The 16,805-nt window shown below is 72.3% G+C and carries 13 protein-coding genes; 2 read left to right on the top strand and 11 right to left on the bottom strand.

Annotated features, from left to right (window positions below; translation table 11 throughout):
* Window positions 1–18 precede the first annotated feature (18 nt).
* The 11 genes from murC to mraZ form a co-directional block, all read right to left on the bottom strand.
* On the bottom strand, window positions 19–1,485 hold the full coding sequence (gene murC, locus HC031_RS08695; RefSeq protein WP_338090548.1) for a UDP-N-acetylmuramate--L-alanine ligase: 1,467 nt from the start codon (window positions 1,483–1,485) through the stop codon (window positions 19–21).
* 31 nt (window positions 1,486–1,516) lie between these two features.
* Window positions 1,517–2,638 (bottom strand): undecaprenyldiphospho-muramoylpentapeptide beta-N-acetylglucosaminyltransferase, encoded by a 1,122-nt coding sequence (murG, locus tag HC031_RS08690; RefSeq protein WP_167924681.1) that lies wholly within the window; start codon window positions 2,636–2,638, stop codon window positions 1,517–1,519.
* Window positions 2,639–2,661: 23 nt separating this feature from the next.
* A complete protein-coding gene (locus HC031_RS08685) occupies window positions 2,662–4,050 on the bottom strand; it encodes an FtsW/RodA/SpoVE family cell cycle protein (RefSeq protein ID WP_167924879.1) in 1,389 nt (462 codons plus the stop codon).
* A 132-nt stretch (window positions 4,051–4,182) separates the two neighbouring features.
* Complete coding sequence (gene murD, locus HC031_RS08680) at window positions 4,183–5,553, bottom strand: UDP-N-acetylmuramoyl-L-alanine--D-glutamate ligase (protein WP_338090547.1); 1,371 nt, start codon at window positions 5,551–5,553, stop codon at window positions 4,183–4,185.
* Entirely contained in the window at window positions 5,550–6,701 is a 1,152-nt protein-coding gene (mraY, locus tag HC031_RS08675) for a phospho-N-acetylmuramoyl-pentapeptide-transferase (protein WP_167924680.1), read from the bottom strand. The genes murD and mraY overlap by 4 nt, the downstream gene beginning before the upstream one ends.
* A complete protein-coding gene (locus HC031_RS08670; RefSeq protein WP_167924679.1) occupies window positions 6,698–8,089 on the bottom strand; it encodes a UDP-N-acetylmuramoyl-tripeptide--D-alanyl-D-alanine ligase in 1,392 nt (463 codons plus the stop codon). Before HC031_RS08670 ends, mraY begins: the two co-directional genes overlap by 4 nt.
* Window positions 8,086–9,633 carry a UDP-N-acetylmuramoyl-L-alanyl-D-glutamate--2,6-diaminopimelate ligase gene (locus HC031_RS08665; protein ID WP_167924678.1) on the bottom strand — a complete coding sequence of 516 codons (1,548 nt, stop codon included), beginning with the start codon at window positions 9,631–9,633 and terminating at the stop codon, window positions 8,086–8,088. The genes HC031_RS08670 and HC031_RS08665 overlap by 4 nt, the downstream gene beginning before the upstream one ends.
* Before the next feature lie 65 nt (window positions 9,634–9,698).
* On the bottom strand, window positions 9,699–11,993 hold the full coding sequence (locus HC031_RS08660) for a peptidoglycan D,D-transpeptidase FtsI family protein (protein WP_167924677.1): 2,295 nt from the start codon (window positions 11,991–11,993) through the stop codon (window positions 9,699–9,701).
* A gap of 3 nt (window positions 11,994–11,996) precedes the next feature.
* On the bottom strand, window positions 11,997–12,563 hold the full coding sequence (ftsL, locus tag HC031_RS08655; protein WP_167924676.1) for a cell division protein FtsL: 567 nt from the start codon (window positions 12,561–12,563) through the stop codon (window positions 11,997–11,999).
* Between the two features lie 48 nt (window positions 12,564–12,611).
* On the bottom strand, window positions 12,612–13,742 hold the full coding sequence (gene rsmH, locus HC031_RS08650; protein WP_167924675.1) for a 16S rRNA (cytosine(1402)-N(4))-methyltransferase RsmH: 1,131 nt from the start codon (window positions 13,740–13,742) through the stop codon (window positions 12,612–12,614).
* A gap of 213 nt (window positions 13,743–13,955) precedes the next feature.
* The gene (gene mraZ / locus HC031_RS08645) at window positions 13,956–14,387 is read right to left on the bottom strand and encodes a division/cell wall cluster transcriptional repressor MraZ (protein WP_167924674.1); all 432 of its coding nucleotides are present in this window, start codon (window positions 14,385–14,387) and stop codon (window positions 13,956–13,958) included.
* A 478-nt stretch (window positions 14,388–14,865) separates the two neighbouring features.
* Here mraZ and HC031_RS08640 point away from each other — a divergent pair, with 478 nt between their 5' ends.
* On the top strand, window positions 14,866–16,098 hold the full coding sequence (locus HC031_RS08640; RefSeq protein ID WP_205862454.1) for a MurT ligase domain-containing protein: 1,233 nt from the start codon (window positions 14,866–14,868) through the stop codon (window positions 16,096–16,098).
* Window positions 16,088–16,801 (top strand): glutamine amidotransferase, encoded by a 714-nt coding sequence (locus HC031_RS08635; protein ID WP_167924673.1) that lies wholly within the window; start codon window positions 16,088–16,090, stop codon window positions 16,799–16,801. The genes HC031_RS08640 and HC031_RS08635 overlap by 11 nt, the downstream gene beginning before the upstream one ends.
* Window positions 16,802–16,805: the final 4 nt, after the last annotated feature.

Below are 16,805 nucleotides of genomic sequence, written 5' to 3'. Positions count from 1 at the left end.
TTCCCCCGTGGCCACCGGTCACTCGCCGCGCGCGTGGCGCGCCACGTACCCGTTGCCGTCCTTCTCGATCGACGCCGTCAGCGCGGCGAGCAGTTCGTCACCCATGAGCGAGATCGGCGGCGCGCCCATCGTCACGACGACGTCGCCCTCGCGGGCCCGCCGGACCACTTCGGCCGGCACGTCGTCCCAGGTAGGCACGAACACCTTCCGGTCATCGGGCAGGTCGATCGCCGCGGTCAGCGACGCGCCGCCCTCACCCGGCTCGCGGACCTCGCCGGGCCCGAACACCTCCAGCACGATCGCCTCGTCGCCGATCGCCAGCGCGGCCGCGATCTCCGCCTCGTTGTCCCGCGTGCGGTAGACGCGGTACGGCTGGAAGACCACGATCAGCCGGCCGTCACCGGCGACCTCGCGCAGCGTGGTCATGGCGGCCTTCATCGACGTCGGGTGGTAGGCGTACTCGTCGTACACCCGCACGCCGGCGGCCGTCCCCTTGAGCTCGAAGCGCCGGCGCACACCCGGGAACTCGGCGAGCGCCTCGACCGCCGCGCTCGGCTCGACCCCCAACTTCAGCGCGGTGAGCACGCCCGCGGCGGAGTTGAGCCCGAGCACCCTTCCCGGTACCCGCAGGGAGACCTCGCCCAACGACTCACCGTCGAGCGCCGCCATGTACCGCACCCCGCCGACCGAGGAGACGATCTCGGTGATGCGCAGGTCGGCGTCCTCAGCCTCGCCGTACGTGTAGACCCGGATGCCCTCGGCCCGGGCCCGCTCGGCCAGCCGCCGCGCGCCCGGGTCATCGGCACAGGTCACCACGAACCCGTCCGGCTCCACCCGCCGGCAGAACTCCAGGAACCCCTCCTCCAGCCCGGCGAGGTCGCCGTAGGTGTTGAGGTGGTCGGCGTCGATGTTGGTGACGATCCCCACGTGCGGGCGGTACACGAGGAACGACCGGTCGCTCTCGTCGGCCTCGGCGACGAAGTACTCGCCGCTGCCGTGGTGCCCGTTCGAGCCGGTCTCGGAGATCTCACCGCCGATGAAGAACGACGGGTCGAGCCCGGCGTGCTGGAGGATCAGCGTCGTCATCGAGGTGGTGGTCGTCTTGCCGTGGGTACCCGCCACGGCGATCGTGCGGCGGCCGGCCATGGCGGCCGCGAGCGCCTCGGACCGGTGCAGGATCCGCAGGCCCCGGTCGCGGGCCGCGACGAGTTCGAGATGGTCTGACGGGATCGCCGACGAGTAGACGACGGTGTCGACCCCGTCCAGGTTGGACGCCTCATGTCGCATGTGGATGGTGCCGCCGAGCGCGCGCAGACCGGCCAGCGACGGCCACTCGCGCAGTTCGCTGCCGGACACCGGGATGCCCCGGGTGAGCAGCAGGCGGGCCAGCCCGCTCATGCCCACGCCGCCGACCCCGATGAGATGTACCGTCCCCAGGTCCTCCGCCGTCAGCTCGGCGAGCTGATCGGGCTTGGCCGCATTCACTGACCCCTCACCTCTCTGCGATCGCTCGCGCTCACTGCCCCGCCACCTCGTACATGAAGGCACGCAACGCCTCGTCGCCGTCGCGGCGCCCGTACGCCGCGGCGGCCGCGCTCATCGCGGCCAGCCGCGCCTCATCGCGCGCCAACGGCACCACCGTGCGCTCGATCCAGTCGGACGTCAGCTCGCCGTCATCGACGATCAACCCGCCCCCGGCGTCGACGATCGGCAACGCGTTACGGCGCTGCTCCCCGTTTCCGTACGGTAGTGGCACGTAAACCGCCGGCATACCCACGGCAGCCGTTTCCGCACATGTGATCGCACCGCCCCGGCACAGCGCCAGGTCGCCGGCCGCGTACCCGAGCTCCATCGCCTCCAGGAACTTGACGGTCACGTACGGGACCGGCAGGTCCGGCGGGATGTCGACCGGCTCGTTGCGGGCGCCGATGATGTGCAGCACCTGCACCCCCGCCGCGGTGATGGCCTTGGCCGCGCCCGCCATCGCGAGGTTGATCGAGCGGGCGCCCTGCGACGCGCCGAACACGAACAGCGTGGGCAGGTCCGGCCGCAGACCGAAGTGCGCCCGGGCCTCGGCGCGCCGCGCGGCCCGGTCGAGCGTCGTGATCGACCGTCGCATCGGCACCCCGGTCACGCGGGCGTGCTGCAGCGCCGGCACCTGCTCGACCTGGTGTGGGAAGCCCACCGCCACGTTGCGGGTGAAGCGCATGCCCATCCGGTTGGCGACGCCCGGCGGCACGTTGACCTCATGGATGACGATCGGCGTCTTGCGCCGCCAGGCCGCGAGGTAGGCCGGCACCGCGACGTAGCCACCGAAGCCGACCACGACGTCGGCCGACACCTCGTCGAGGACCGCGCGGGTCGCCCGGGCCGCCCGCCACATCCGGTCCGGCGTACGGACCAGGTTCATGTTGACCGACCGCGGCAGCTGGTAGGCGGGAACGTTGCGCAGGTCGTAGCCGCGCGGCGGGATCAGCTCGTTCTCCAGGCCCTTGGGCGTCCCGAGACACGTGACACGTAGCTGCGGATCGTGCTGGCGCAGACAGTCGGCGAACGCCAGCAACGGGTAGATGTGCCCACCGGTGCCACCGCCGGCGAGCACGACCGACCGGATGGGCTTCCCGTACTGTCCCGCCATCTCGCGCGTTCCTCCCCTGTCAGCTAGCGCTGTCGGACGCCGCCGGCGGCGCGTCCGCCGTTGTCCGCGCGCGCCCCGGCGGCACGGGCCCGGCCCGTCCGCGCGGACGCTGCGGCGCCCGGACGCGCGGACGCCCCGGTGCCTTCGCGCGCCGACGCGCGGCGGCCCGCCCCACGCTGTGGCAGCGGCGGCAACGGCGCCCAGACTAGCTGTACCCACCGACGGGGCGGACGGGCGTGTAGCGCTCTCGCGGCGTCGGGCTCCGCGCGGGCGAAGGACGTCAGGATGCCGGCCGCGCCGAGCGCGACGACCAGCGCCGTTCCGCCGTCGGAGATGAACGGCAGCGGGACCCCGGTCATCGGCATGATGCCGATGACGCCCCCGATGTTGATGGCTGCCTGCCCGACCAGCCAGCAGGTGATGCCGGTGGCCACCAGCCGGCGGAACGGATGCTCGACCCGGCGGGCGATGCGCAGCCCGGTGCAGGCCAGCACCGCAAGCAGCACCAGCAGCACCAGGCAGCCCACGACCCCGAGCTCTTCGGCGATCACCGCGAAGATGCTGTCGTTGTGGCCGTTGGGCAGCAGCCCCCACTTCGAGGGGCCCCGGCCCAGCCCGACGCCGAACCAGCCGCCGTCGGCGATGGCGTACAGGCCCTGGAAGAACTGGTACGCGGGGCCGTTGCGGTCGGCATGCGCGGGATCGAGGAAGACAGTGACGCGCGCCATCCGGTAGGGCGCCGCCTGGATCAGTACGGTCATGCCCACCACGGCGGCGCCGAACAGCACCGCGAAGACCCGCTTCTGCACGCCGGCGGCCCACAGCACCCCGAGAAACGCGAGGAACAGACAGGTCATGGTGCCGAAGTCGCTGTAGCCGACCAGGCCGAGCAGCAGCAGCGCCACCGGGAACACCGGCGTGATCAGCTCACGCCAGTTCGCGATCTTCGTGCCCTTGCGCGTCAGGATGTCGGCCGACCACAGGATCAGCCCGAGCTTGCCGAGCTCGGACGGCTGGCCCTGGATCGGGCCGATGTACAGCCAGTTCTCGTCGGCGTGCAGCGGGCCGAGCCGCAACGGCGTCGGATTCGGACCCCCGCTCAGCCCACCCAGGAACGTCAACATGTCCAGGACGACCATCAGCACCATGGACACGATCAGCACGTACCTGGCGATCCCCCGGTACGTGCGCATCGGCAGGCGCTGGCAGAACCAGAACCCCAGCAGACCCACCACGGCCCAGGTCGACTGCTTGATCAGCGAGGTGTACGGGCTGTGCGTCTCGCGGAAGTTCTCCACGCTGGTGGCGCTGAACACCATGACCAGACCGAACACGAGCAGCAGGCCGAGGCTCGCGAGCAGCAGGTAGTACGACGCGAGGGGCCGGTCGAGCAGCCCGCGCAGCGCCGCCAGCGGACCCGACGCCGTGCGGCCGGCCGGCGCCGTCGGTGTCGGCCCGGGCGCGGCGGGACGGTCTGAGTCCCGGACGGTCGTGTCGGTCGTCACGCCACCCCCTCGGTCTCGTCGATCGGTAGCACCCGGGCGTCAGCCGTCCGCGGTCGGCAACGTGCGGACCGCGGCGGCGAAAGCCTCCCCGCGCTCGGCGTAGCTGACGAACATGTCCCGCGACGCCGCTGCCGGCGAGAGCAGGACGGTGTCGCCCGGGCGCGCGAGCGCCGCCGCGGCGCGTACGACGTCGTCCATCGCCCCATCATCGGCCCTGGCGACCTCGACCACGGGTACCGACGGGGCGTGTCGCGCCAGCGCCGTGGCGATCTCGGCGCGGTCCACACCGAGCAGCACCGCGCCGACGAGCCGATCCGCGACGGCCGCGACCAGGTCGGCGACGTCCACGCCCTTGAGCTGGCCGCCCGCGATCCAGACCACCCGTGGGTACGCGTTGAGCGCGGCCAGCGCCGCGTGGGGGTTGGTGGCCTTGCTGTCGTCGACGTAGGCGACGCCGTCGACGGTGGCGACGTGCGCGTTGCGGTGGGCCTGCGGCTCGTAACCGGCGAGCCCGGCGTGGACGGCCGCCGCGTCCACCCCGTACGCGCGGGCCAGCGCCGCCGCGGCCAGGGCGTTGGCGACGTTGTGCGCGCCCGGTGGGCGGATGCCGTCGATCGGGGTGAGCTGCACCCCGTCGTGGACCAGGTAGCCGTCGACGACGCCGAGCTGACCGGGCCCCGGCTCGCCGAGCGTGAAGCCGACCCGCCGCCCCTCCACCCGGGACAGCAGCGCCGCCACCCGCGGGTCGTCGAGGTTGCCGACCGCCACCCCGCCGGCCGGGGCCGAGCGCCAGATGGCCGCCTTCGCCTCGACGTACGCGTCGAAACCGCCGTGCCAGTCAAGGTGGTCGTCGGCGAGATTGAGCAGCGCGCCCGCCTGCGGGGCCATGGTCGACGACCAGTGCAGCTGCTGGCTCGACAGCTCCACCGCGAGCACGTCGTAGCCGCTCGTGGCGAACACCAGCGGCTCGCCGATGTTGCCCAGCGCGGCCGTGCGCCGGCCCGCCGCGGCGAGGATCGCCGCCAGCATCGTGGTGGTCGTGGTCTTGCCGTTGGTGCCGGTCACCGCGAGCCACTGCGGCGCGTCCGGGCCGCGCAGCCGCCAGGCCAGCTCCGGCTCGCTGTACACGTCGAGCCCGGCGGCCGTCGCCGCCGTCGCGAGGGGGTGGTGCGGCGGGAAGCCGGGCGAGACGACGACGTCGGTCACCCCGGTGAGCTCCGCCACGCCGTCGCCCACCACGGTCTTCGCGCCGAGGTCGCGCAGTTGCGCCAGGACCGGCCCGTCGGCCCGGTCCACGACGGTCACCTCGGCGCCCGCCGCGATCAGCACCCGCGCCGCCGCGGCGCCCGCGACGCCGGTACCGGCGACAAGGACGCGGCGGCCCGCGTACCCGATGCCGTCGTCGCTCACCCGATCGCTCCCTTGGTCACGACCCGCAGGAAGTCGGCGTAGAACAGGCCGATGCCGATGGCCACCCCGAGCCCAGCGATGATCCAGAAGCGGACCACGATGTTGACCTCGCTCCAGCCGGCCAGCTCGAAGTGGTGCTGCAACGGCACCATCCGGAAGATGCGCCGGCCGGTCAGCCGGAACGACCCGATCTGCATCACCCACGTGATCGTGATGATGACGAACAGCAGCCCCAGAATGGGCACGAGCAGCACGGTGTTGGTCGAGTACGCCAGGCCGGCGATGAGCGAGCCGAGCGCGAGCGCGCCCGTGTCACCCATGAAGATGCGGGCCGGGGACGTGTTCCACCACAGGAACCCCGCCAGTGCGCCGGCCGCGGCGGCGGCAATCATGGCGACTTCCAAGGGGTCCCTCGACTCGTAGCAGTACTTGGCGAGGTACCCGTAGTCCGGGTCGACGCACCAGTGCCGGTACTGCCAGAACCCGATGATCGCGTAGGCGCCGATCACCATGATGGACGCCCCGGTCGCCAGGCCGTCGAGGCCGTCGGTCAGGTTGACCGCGTTCGACATCGACATCACGACGAAGATGAACAGCAGGACCGCGCCGAACTTGCCGATCTGCAGCCAGTAGATGTTCTTGACGAACGACAGGTACTCGCTGCCGACGGTGATGTGCCTGGTCTGACTGGTGTTGTCGATGAAGGTCCGCGGGAAGTACAGCGCGACCACGCCGAAGACGGCGCCGACCAGCGCCTGGCCGATGAGCTTGCCGCGCTTGTTGAGCCCCAGGCTGTTCTTCTTGCTGACCTTCAGATAGTCGTCGATGAAGCCGACCGCGCCGGTGCAGACGAACAGGCCGAGCAGCACGACCCCGGTGGTCGTCGGCCGCGCCGGCGTCCACCGCAACTGCTCGTCCGGCAGCGTGCTCAGCACGAGATGGCCGGCGATGTACGCGATGATCGTGGCGATGATGAACGCCACCCCGCCCATCGTCGGGGTGCCCTTCTTCGCCAGGTGGGGCGGGACCTTTCCTTCGGCCCGGATCGGCTGGTCGGCCCGCATACGGGTGAAGACCTTGATGGCGATCGGGGTGAGCAGGATCGACAGGATGAACGCCGCGAACGCCGCGACGATGACAGCCCTCACGCTTGTACCTCGGCCGTCTCACGGAGGGCGTCGACGACGTCCCAGGTGCGGTAGCGCGACCCCTTGCACAGGACCACGTCACCCGATCGCAGCTCGTCGCGCAGGACCGCGATCGCGGCGTCCTGGTCGATCACGAGCACAGACTTCCCTCCCCAATTCGCATTCGCCTCCGCGCCGGTGAGGATCGGCGCGGCCTGGTCACCCACCGCCACCAGCAGGTCGACGCCCAGCTCGGCGGCCAGCCGTCCAACCTCCTCGTGCCCGGCACGCTCGTACTCGCCCAGCTCCGCCATGTAGCCGAGCACCGCGATGGTGCGCCGGCCCCGGCCCAGCTCGGCCAGCGCCCGCAGCGCGGCCGCGGTCGACGACGGGTTGGCGTTGTACGAGTCGTCGATGACCGTCACCCCGTCGGCGCGGTCGAACACATCCATGCGCCGGCTCGACACGAGCCCGGCCTCGCTCAGCGCGGCGGCCGCGTCGGACACGGACATGCCGAGCGAGGTCGCCACGGCGGCGGCGAGCAGCGTGTTGCCGACCTGGTGCCGGCCGGTGACCGCGAGCCGCACGGCGGCCCGCTCGGCGCCGGCGACCAGCTGGTACGACGCCCGGCCCCGCGCGTCGACGACCACGTCCTCGGCCCGCAGGTCCGCGTCGGCGGCCTCCCCCGCGAGCAGCACGCGCCCGGGCGTGACCGTCGCCATGGCCCGTACCCGGGCGTCGTCGGCGTTGAGCACGGCCAGGCCGTCGGCCGACAGCGACGCGACGAGCTCGGACTTCGCCGCCGCGATGCGCTCGACCGAGCCGAACTCGCCCAGGTGCGCCTCGCCGACGTTGACCTCCACCCCGATGTCGGGGCGGGCGATGTCGCACAGGTACCGGATGTGCCCGACGCCGCGCGCGCCCATCTCGAGCACCAGGTACCGGGTGTCCGGAGTGGCCTTGAGCACGGTGTGGGGCAGGCCCAGCTCGTTGTTGAAGTTGCCGGCCGGTGCGACCACCTCGCCGAGGCGGGCCAGCAGCTGCGAGATCAGGTCCTTGGTGGTGGTCTTGCCGGACGATCCGGTGATGCCGACGACGGTCAGCCGGGGCAGCCGGTCGCGCACGGCGCGGGCGAGCCGGCCGAGCGCGTCCAGCGCGTCGCCGACGACGAGCGTCGGTACGCCCTCGACCGGGCGGGTGCCGAGCACCGCGACGGCGCCGGCGGCCATCGCCGTCGCGCCGTAGTCGTGGCCGTCGACCTTCTCGCCGGCGAACGCGACGAAGAGCCCGCCCGGTCCGACCCGGCGCGAGTCGAACTCGACCGATCCGGTCACCCGCGCCGCGGGGTCGGCGCCGGCCAGCTCCGCGCCGGTGGCCTCGGCGATCTCGGCCAGGGTCAGCGGGATCACCGGGCGCCTCCCGCCGGAGCCGGCCGCTGATCCGTAACCGCCTCGGCGGGTACCGGGCCGAACCTCGCGGTCAGCGCCTTCGCCAGCTCGTCACGGTCGTCGAACGGGTACACCTCGCCACCCACCTCCTGTCCGCGCTCGTGCCCCTTGCCGAGCAGCGCGATCACGTCACCGGCGGCCGCCAGCCGCACCGCCTCCCCGATCGCCGCGCGCCGACCCGCCACCTCTACAAGGGCGATCGTCCCGTCCGCGGCGTCACGCGCGCCGGCCAGCACCTCGGCGCGGATCGCCGCGGGGTCCTCGGTACGCGGGTTGTCATCGGTGACGATGACCACGTCCGCGCCCCGGGCGGCGATCGCTCCCATCAGCGGCCGTTTCGACCGGTCGCGGTCACCGCCGGCGCCGATCACGCAGATCAGCCTGCCTCGACCCCGCAGCGCGGCGAGCACCTGCGCGACCGAGTCCGGCTTGTGCGCGTAGTCGACGATCCCGAGTACCGGCCCGGGCGCCGCCACGCGCTCCAGCCGGCCGGGCGTGCCGGGGCAGTCGGCCACGCCACGGGCCGCCACGGCCGGCTCGATGCCGACAGCGGAGAGCGACGCGATGGCCAGCAGCGCGTTCGCGACGGAGTGCCGCCCGGGCAGGGCGACGCCCGCGTCGACGGCGATCCCGCCGGGCCCGTGCGCCACGAAGCGCTGCGCGAAGCCCAGGTCGGTGAGGTCGGAGGCGTGCCAGTCGCCGTGCGAGACCGCGTACGTCACGGTGCCGGGCCGGACGAGGCGCCGGCCGTACTCGTCGTCGATGTTGACGATCTCGACGGCGCACCGGCCGTCGAACAGCTTCGCCTTGGCCGCGAAGTAGTCCTCGACGTCACGGTGGAAGTCCAGATGGTCCAGGCCCAGGTTGGTGAAGCCGCCGACGGCGAAGTGGACGCCGCCCACCCGGCCGAGCGCCAGCGCGTGGCTGGACACCTCCATGACGACCGCGTCGACGCCCCGCTCCACGGCGACGGCCAGGCAGGCATGTAGATCCGTCGCTTCCGGCGTGGTGCGGGCGCTGCTGATGACGAGGTCACCGAGCCGGGTCTCGACGGTGCCGATCAGCCCGGTGGTCCGGCCGGCGGCCCGGAGGCCGGACTCGACGAGGTACGCCGTCGAGGTCTTGCCCGCCGTACCGGTGATCCCGATGACCGCGAGCCGCCGGCTCGGGTCGCCGTAGACGCGCGCGGCGGCGACGCCGAGCACCGCGCGTGGGTCGGCGACGACCAGCGCGGGCAGCCCCGCGGCCGCCGCCCGGTCGGCACCGGCCGGGTCGGTGAGGACGGCCACCGCACCGGCTGCCGCGGCGGCGGCGATGAACTCGGCGCCGTGCCGATTGGCGCCGGGCAGCGCGGCGTACAGGTCACCGGGGCGCACCTCGCCGCTGGCGTGGGTGATCCCGGTGACGGTGACGTCGGTGGCGGCATCGACGGAAGCCGACAGCAGCGCCCCCAGCTCAGGTAGCGGGGTCGCCGGCACGGCGAGGGGACGGGGGTAGCCGGGCACGGAGCTAGACCCTACCCGTTGTGGTTTCAGTCGGTCGGGGAAGGCGGGTCACGTCAGCGTCCACCTCAGCGGGTCACCTGGAACGACGGCGGCGCCGTGCTGCTCGGCGGGACGTGGTTCTGCGCGAGGGTGAAGCCCATCATGTCGGAGAACGCGGGCGCGGAGACGTCGCCGCCGTTGCCGGTCGCGTGGGCGAACACGGCGATGACGTAACGCGGCGCTTCGGCCGGCGCCATCCCGATGAACGAGGCCACGTCGTGGGAGTCGTACTTGCCGTTCGGCATGACGAACTTGCCCGTACCGGTCTTGCCCGCCACCCGGTAGCCCGGGACGGCCGCCTTGTGCCCGGTCGCGCCGGGCACGGTGACCACGGCCTCCATCATCTGCCGGAGTTCGTCGGCGACCTGCGTCGACAGCACCCGGTGGGTCCGCGGCGCGGGCGCCGGGGTGACGGTGCCGTCCGGCGTGATGGTGTCCTTCACCAGATGCGGCTGTACCCACACGCCGCCGTTGGCGATCGCCGCGTACGCGGCGGCCATCTGCAGCGGCGTGGTGGAGATGCCGTCGCCGATCGGAATGGAACCGTAGCTGGAGCCGCTCCAGTTCTTCGGCGGCTGGATCAGGCCCGGTGACTCGCCGGGCAGCCCCTCGCCGGTCGCCTGGCCGAGGCCGAACTTCTGCTGGTACTCGTACAGCTTCTGCGCGCCCAACTGGTCGCCGACCGTGATCGCGCCGACATTCGACGAGTACGCGAAGATGCCGGGCAGCGTGATCCTGGTCCCCTGGGGCAGCGGGTGGGTGTCCGCGAAGGTGGTGTCGCCCTTGCGGATCGCGGGCCCGATCGTGACGGTGCTGTCGGGCTTGACCACGCCCTCCTGCAGCGCGGCCCCGATGGTGACCGCTTTCATCACCGACCCCGGGTCGACGACGAGGTCCGTGTTGGCGTCCCGCAACTGCTTCGCGGTCGCGTTCGCCGGCTCCGCCGCGTCGTAGCCCGGGTAGCTGGCCTGCGCCAGCACCTCGCCGGTGTGCACGTCGAGTACCACCGCCGAGCCGAAGTCCGCCTTCACCTTCTGCATCTGCTGCGACAGGACGGTCTGCACGTGGTACTGCAGATCGCTGTTGATGGTGAGCTGCACCGATGAGCCGGGCTTCGCCGGCTTCTCGTCGTTGTACCCGCCCGGGATCTCGGCGGCCACGTCACCGCCGCCGACCTCGAACTTCCGCTCGCCGGGGATCCCCTGCAGGACCTTGTTGTAGCCGGCCTCGATGCCGGTGACGCCCGTCAGGTCGTAGTTGGTGAAGCCGAGGAGGTTCGCGGCGAGGTCGTGGCCCGGGACGTCCCGGCGCTCGTCGTACTCGACCCGTACGCCGGGGAGGTTCAACGCATTGACCTTGTCACCGACCGCGACGTCGACGCCCCGCGCGAGGTACTCGAAGCGGACCGGCGTGCCGTTCTTGAAGGTGTGCTTGGCCAGCTTGGGCAGCAGTTCCGAGACCGGCTTGGCCAGCAGCGGCGCCAGTTGCCGCGCCGCGGCCTGCGGATCTTTGACCATGCCGGGGTCGGCGTAGACGAGCCGGGCCTCCACGCTGTGCACGAGGATCTTGCGATCGCGGTCGTAGATGGCGCCGCGGGGTGCGGGCAGCGCCACGGTCTGGATGCGGTTGACCAGCGCCGTCGCCGCGTACGCCTTCGCGTCGATGAGCTGGAGCTCCACCAGCCGGCCACCGATGACGACGAACAGGGCGAGCATGAGCACGCTCGCCAGGCGTAGCCGCCGGCGCGGCTCGGGCAGCGCCACCTGACGCTTCGGCCGCCGGACCGGCTTCCCCGGCCCGCCGCGGCCCGCGCCCTGCGCGATCCGGCTCCTGGTCGGGATCCTGTTGCCGGCGGCGCTCCGGCCACCGGTACGGGCGCCGCCCGCCCCGGCGCCCCTGCCCTGACCCATCCGGCGACCGGCCACCGGGTCCGCGGGCGGGGTACGCCGTGCCCGCGGCGCCGGTTCGGGCGCGCCGTCGGCAGCCGCCCGGTCCCGCCCGGTCCGGTCGATGGGCGCCCGGTCCTGGGCACGTGCCGCCCCGGCGCGACCGCCCCGGCGCGCCGGCTCGTCCGCCCCGCCCTGCACCACCTTCAACGCGGGCCGGAACGGGTCACCGCCCCGGCGCTGACCCCGCTCCGCGTCGGCCTCCCGGAGGCTGCGACCGCGTGGCGTGTAGCGCCGGGCGTCGCCTATGCCCGAGCGGCTCCGGCCGGTTCCGTGCTCAGCGCCGCCCCGCGGCGACGCCCCCGCCGGATCGAGGTCCGGATCGGTGACGCCGCCGCGGGTGCCGCGACGCGGGTCGGTTGGGCGGGGCGGCATGGGTTACCGCCGGGTCTGGCCGGCTGCGCCGTTGTGCGTCGCCGAGGTGCTCTGCTGCCCCGAGGCGGGCTGCGGCACGGTCAGGACCTTGCCATCGGGCAGCGTGATGAACGCCGGGCTACCGGCGGGCACCAGGCCGAGCCGCCGGGCGGCCGCCGCTAGGCTGGTCGGCGACTCCTTGTCGGCGAGATCCTGGGTCAGCTGCGCCTCGGTCCGGTCGAGCTTGCCCTGCTGCTGCTGGAGCGCCTCCAGCCGGAACGCATTCTCGTTGATCTTCGTGTTGAGTACGAGGATGCCCACGACGCCCGCGATCACGACCGCCAGAACGCCGGCCACGAAGGGCGCCTTCGGCGCGCTGACCGGCGCGGGCGGCGCCACCCGGAGGCGCGGAATCGTGGGGCGGTTCGCGGTCGCCCCGCTGTCCGGCTCCGGCGCCAGCGCCGTGTTACCGACCGTCAGCGGCGCTCCGCTGCCGTACTCCCGCTCCATGGCCGCACGCCGATCCCCCGCGATCCGGCCCCCCGACCGCGGTGTAACCTGCTGCCGCCGGTACGGCAGTGCTGTCGTCATACAGTTTCACCCCTTTTCGCAACTTTTGGTTGCGTAAATGGACGGTCCTCAGTCCTGATCCGATGCGGACCGTCCGTTCCGTTCCCCGGCGCGCCGATTCGCGGTCGGCGTACCGGGCTGATGCATTGCCGTCGGCCGGCGCGGCGGCCGGGGTTCCCGCCCCGGCCGCCGACCTCCGCCCTTCCCCCGTGGTCCAGCCCCTGCTTCGTACTGCGGCGGTCCCGGCGCGGCCGGGTCCACCTTCTCCGCCGCGCGCAGCTTCACCGAAGCCGCGCGCGGATTCGCCTCCACCTCCGCCTCGTCCGGCGGCTGTGCTCCCCGGGTCAGGAGCCGGAAGGTCGGCTCCGTACCCGGTAGTTCGATCGGCAGGTCGACCGGCGCGGTCGACCTGCTACGCGCCGTCAGCTCCCGCTTCACCAACCGGTCCTCCAGCGAGTGGTAGGACATCACCACCACCCGGCCGCCGGGAGCGAGCGCGTCGAGCGCGGCCGGCAGAGCCCGTTCGAGCGCCGCCAGCTCCTGGTTGACCTCGATGCGCAGCGCCTGGAACGTGCGCTTCGCAGGATGTCCACCGGTCCGCCGCGCCGGCGCCGGGATGGCGTCCCGGACCAGCTCGGCCAGTCGCGCCGAAGACGTGAGTGGCGCCTTCGCCCGTTCCCTAACGATGGCCGCCGCAATCCGTGACGCAAATCTCTCTTCGCCATATACCCGAAGAATCCGGGTCAGCTCGCCGGCGCTGTACGTGTTGACGACCTCTTCGGCCGTGAGTCCCCGGCTCTGGTCCATGCGCATGTCCAGGGGGGCGTCCTGCGCGTACGCGAATCCCCGGGCCGCCTCGTCGAGCTGCAACGAGGAGACGCCGAGGTCGAAGAGGATCCCGTCCACCCGCTCGATCGACAGCCGCTCCAGCACCTCGGGCAGCTCGTCGTAGACGGCGTGCACGAGACGCGTACGACCGGCGAACCTCTCGAGCCGCCGCCCCGCCAGCTCGAGAGCCTGGGGGTCGCGGTCCAGGCCGACCAGCGTGACGTGCGGATGGGCCTCAAGTACCGCTTCCGCGTGACCGCCGAGCCCGAGCGTCGCATCGACATGCACCGCACCCGGCCGGCTGAGGGCTGGGGAGAGCAGCTCGAGACACCGCTCGAGCAGTACGGGTACGTGGATGCCCCGCTCCCCCATTTCGACCCCCTCGTAACCTCAGGTCTGATGGCGATTCGCGGTCGCCATCAGACCTGCGGTAGTCCCGCGGACCGGTCCGACGTACCCCCAGATCCCCATCCGCTCGTCCGCCTGGCACTGGGGAAGTAGAGCCAGGAGCACTCGCGGCTGGAGATCTGGAGATACGCCCCGACCGGTGCGGAGTGTATGTCCCTTATGGACTGCTGATGTCGGTCACAGCCCGCCGGGCAACACCCCCTCTTCGATGCCGGCGAAGTCCTCCTCGCTCTCGGCGAGGTAGGTGTCCCAGGCTTGCCGGTCCCAGATCTCCACCCTGGTGCTCGCGCCGATCACGACGAGTTCGCGGTCGAGCCCGGCGTACTCCCGCAGGTGCGCCGGGATGGTTACCCGGCCCTGCTTGTCGGGCACCTCGTCGTGAGCGCTGGCGAAGAACACCCGGCTGTAGGCCCGGGCGGCCTTGTGCGTCATCGGCTGCTCGCGCAGCTGGTCGGCGATGCGGGCGAACTCGGCGACGGGAAACACGTAAAGGCACCGCTCCTGCCCTTTAGTGATCACGACACCTCCCGCCAACTCATCCCGAAACTTCGCCGGCAGGATCAACCGGCCCTTTTCGTCCAGGCGAGGAGTGTGGGTGCCGAGAAACAAACGACCTCCACCCCCTCCCGCGCTCCGCGGTTTCCCCCCGGGGCCGGCCGAGCCCCCCGGCTCCGCCAATGTGCCCCACTCTACTCCACTTCCCTCCACCGTCAACGTGAAAACGCGGCGAATGGTGGCACCCGACCCGGCAAAATGCCTGCTCAGGGAGGGTGGGGCGGAGTGGAGCGCACCACGCGAGATCAGCTACCCGGTCGCCAATCCGACACGATCGTGCCGTGATGGGTCGACCGATAAGAGTATTTTGTTCCTTTGATCCTTGGCGTGTCGCCGATCCGCCACCGTTCGGCGGGCACGGTGGAGGAAGGTGGAGCGGTTCGGCTCGGCCGGGCGGCCGGGCGGCCGGGCGGAGTACGACACGCGATGGTGACGTCACGTCACCGGCTCCCGGCACGGCGCACCGCCGGGACGGACGATAGGGTCGCCGTATCGCCGACCCCGGCCGTATCGCCGACCCCGTGAGAGCGAGATGACGACGAAGAAGCTGCCGCTGCGGGCCAAGCTCGCCACGTCGGCGACGCGCAGCGCCGCCGCACTGTCGAGAGTCACCGGACGCGGCGACGGTTCGGTCATCGGCGGGCGGATCGGGCTCATGATCGACCCGAACCTGCTCTCCGAGCTGGCCGCCGGCCGCCACATCGTGCTGATCTCCGGCACCAACGGAAAGACCACGACGACAAGGCTCACCACCGCCGCGATGAGCGTGCTCGGCGACGTCGCCTCGAACGCCCTGGGCGCCAACATGCCCACGGGACACACGTCGGCGCTCGCCAAGGCCGGGCCGACACCGTACGCCGTGCTCGAGACCGACGAGCACTACCTGCCCCAGGTCCTGGACGCGACCCGGCCGCGCGTGGTGGCCCTGCTCAACCTGAGCCGCGACCAGCTCGACCGGGCCAAAGAGGTCGCCATGATGGCGGCGCTGTGGCGCGAGACCCTCGCCTCACGTGACGTTCAGGTGGTCGCCAACGCCGACGACCCGATGGTCACCTGGGCGGCACAGGCCGCCGAGCACGTCACCTGGGTCGCCGCCGGCCAGCGCTGGCACGACGACTCGTGGGTGTGCCCCGAGTGCGGCTCCCCCATCGAACGCATCGGAGAGGTCTGGCGGTGCACCGGCTGCGCGCTGCACCGGCCGGTTCCGGAGTGGACGATCCAGCGCGAGGGCGTGGTGGACCCGACCGGGATGTACCACGAGGTCAAGCTGCAACTGCCGGGCCGGGTCAACCGGGCCAACGCGGCGACCGCGCTCGCCGTCGCGGCCCACTTCGGCGTACGGGTGGCGGACGCCCTGCCCCGGCTGGCCGAGGTGAAGTCGGTCGCCGGCCGGTACGCCATGGTGGAGCGCGACGGCCGTCTGATCCGGCTGCTGCTGGCCAAGAACCCGGCCGGCTGGCTGGAGGCCTTCGACATGGCCGACGACGTGCCCACCCTGCTGTCCATCAACGCCCGCGACCCCGACGGCCTCGACACGTCGTGGCTGTACGACGTGGACTTCTCGCCGCTGCGCGGCCGTCGCGTGCTGATCTCCGGCGACCGGGCCATGGACCTCGCCGTCCGCCTGACCGTCAACGGCATCCCGTTCGAGCACGTCCCGTCGTTCCGTCAGGCGGCGGCCGCGGTGCCGCCCGGACGGCTGGAAGTCATCGCCAACTACACCGCGTTCCAGGACATCCGAGCGGAGCTCGATCGTGTCAACTGAGTCCCACCTGCGCCTGGTCTGGGTCTACCCGGATCTGCTGTCCACGTACGGTGACCGGGGCAACCTGCTGATCCTCGAGCACCGGGCGGCCCTGCGGGGCCTGCCGGTCGAGTGCGTCGAGGTCCGCTCCGACCGGCCGCTGCCCGCCGACGGCGACATCTACCTGCTCGGCGGCGGGGAGGACGGGCCGCAGTCACTCGCGGCCCAGCGGTTGATCGCCGACGGCGGCCTGCACCGGGCCGCCAACCGCGGCGCCGTCGTCTTCGCCGTCTGCGCCGGCTACCAGCTCCTCGGCCGGTCCTTCTACGCCAAGGGCACTCAGTACAGCGGGCTCGGGCTGCTGGACCTGCACTCGGACCGCGGTCCGAGCCGTGCCGTCGGCGAGCTGGCCGGCGACATCGACGCCCGACTGGGCCTGCCGCCCCTCACCGGCTTCGAAAACCACGGCGGCCGCACCCACCTCGGCCCGGAGGCCCACCCGCTCGCCCGGGTCACCGCAGGCATCGGCAACGACGGCACGACCGAGGGCGCATGGCGCGGCCGGATCCTCGGCACGTACTCGCACGGCCCGGCGCTCGCCCGCAACCCCGCCCTGGCCGACCTGCTGCTGCAGTGGGCGGTCGGCGGCGCGCTCGCTCCGGTCGACAACACCTGGCCGGAGCGGCTGCGCAAGGAGCGCCTGAGCGCGGTCACCCCTTCTTGATGAT

The organism is Planosporangium thailandense (genome assembly GCF_011947195.1).
Lineage (GTDB): Bacteria > Actinomycetota > Actinomycetes > Mycobacteriales > Micromonosporaceae > Planosporangium > Planosporangium thailandense.
This window is presented reverse-complemented; position numbering and strand designations above follow the sequence as displayed.

Bases quoted from the DNA above. Each gene is read 5' to 3' on its own strand.
- murG (WP_167924681.1), bottom strand. From the start codon at position 2,638: ATGGCGGGACAGTACGGGAAGCCCATCCGGTCGGTCGTGCTCGCCGGC.
- HC031_RS08660 (WP_167924677.1), bottom strand. From the start codon at position 11,993: ATGCCGCCCCGCCCAACCGACCCGCGTCGCGGCACCCGCGGCGGCGTC.
- ftsL (WP_167924676.1), bottom strand. From the start codon at position 12,563: ATGACGACAGCACTGCCGTACCGGCGGCAGCAGGTTACACCGCGGTCG.
- rsmH (WP_167924675.1), bottom strand. From the start codon at position 13,742: ATGGGGGAGCGGGGCATCCACGTACCCGTACTGCTCGAGCGGTGTCTC.
- HC031_RS08640 (WP_205862454.1), top strand. From the start codon at position 14,866: ATGACGACGAAGAAGCTGCCGCTGCGGGCCAAGCTCGCCACGTCGGCG.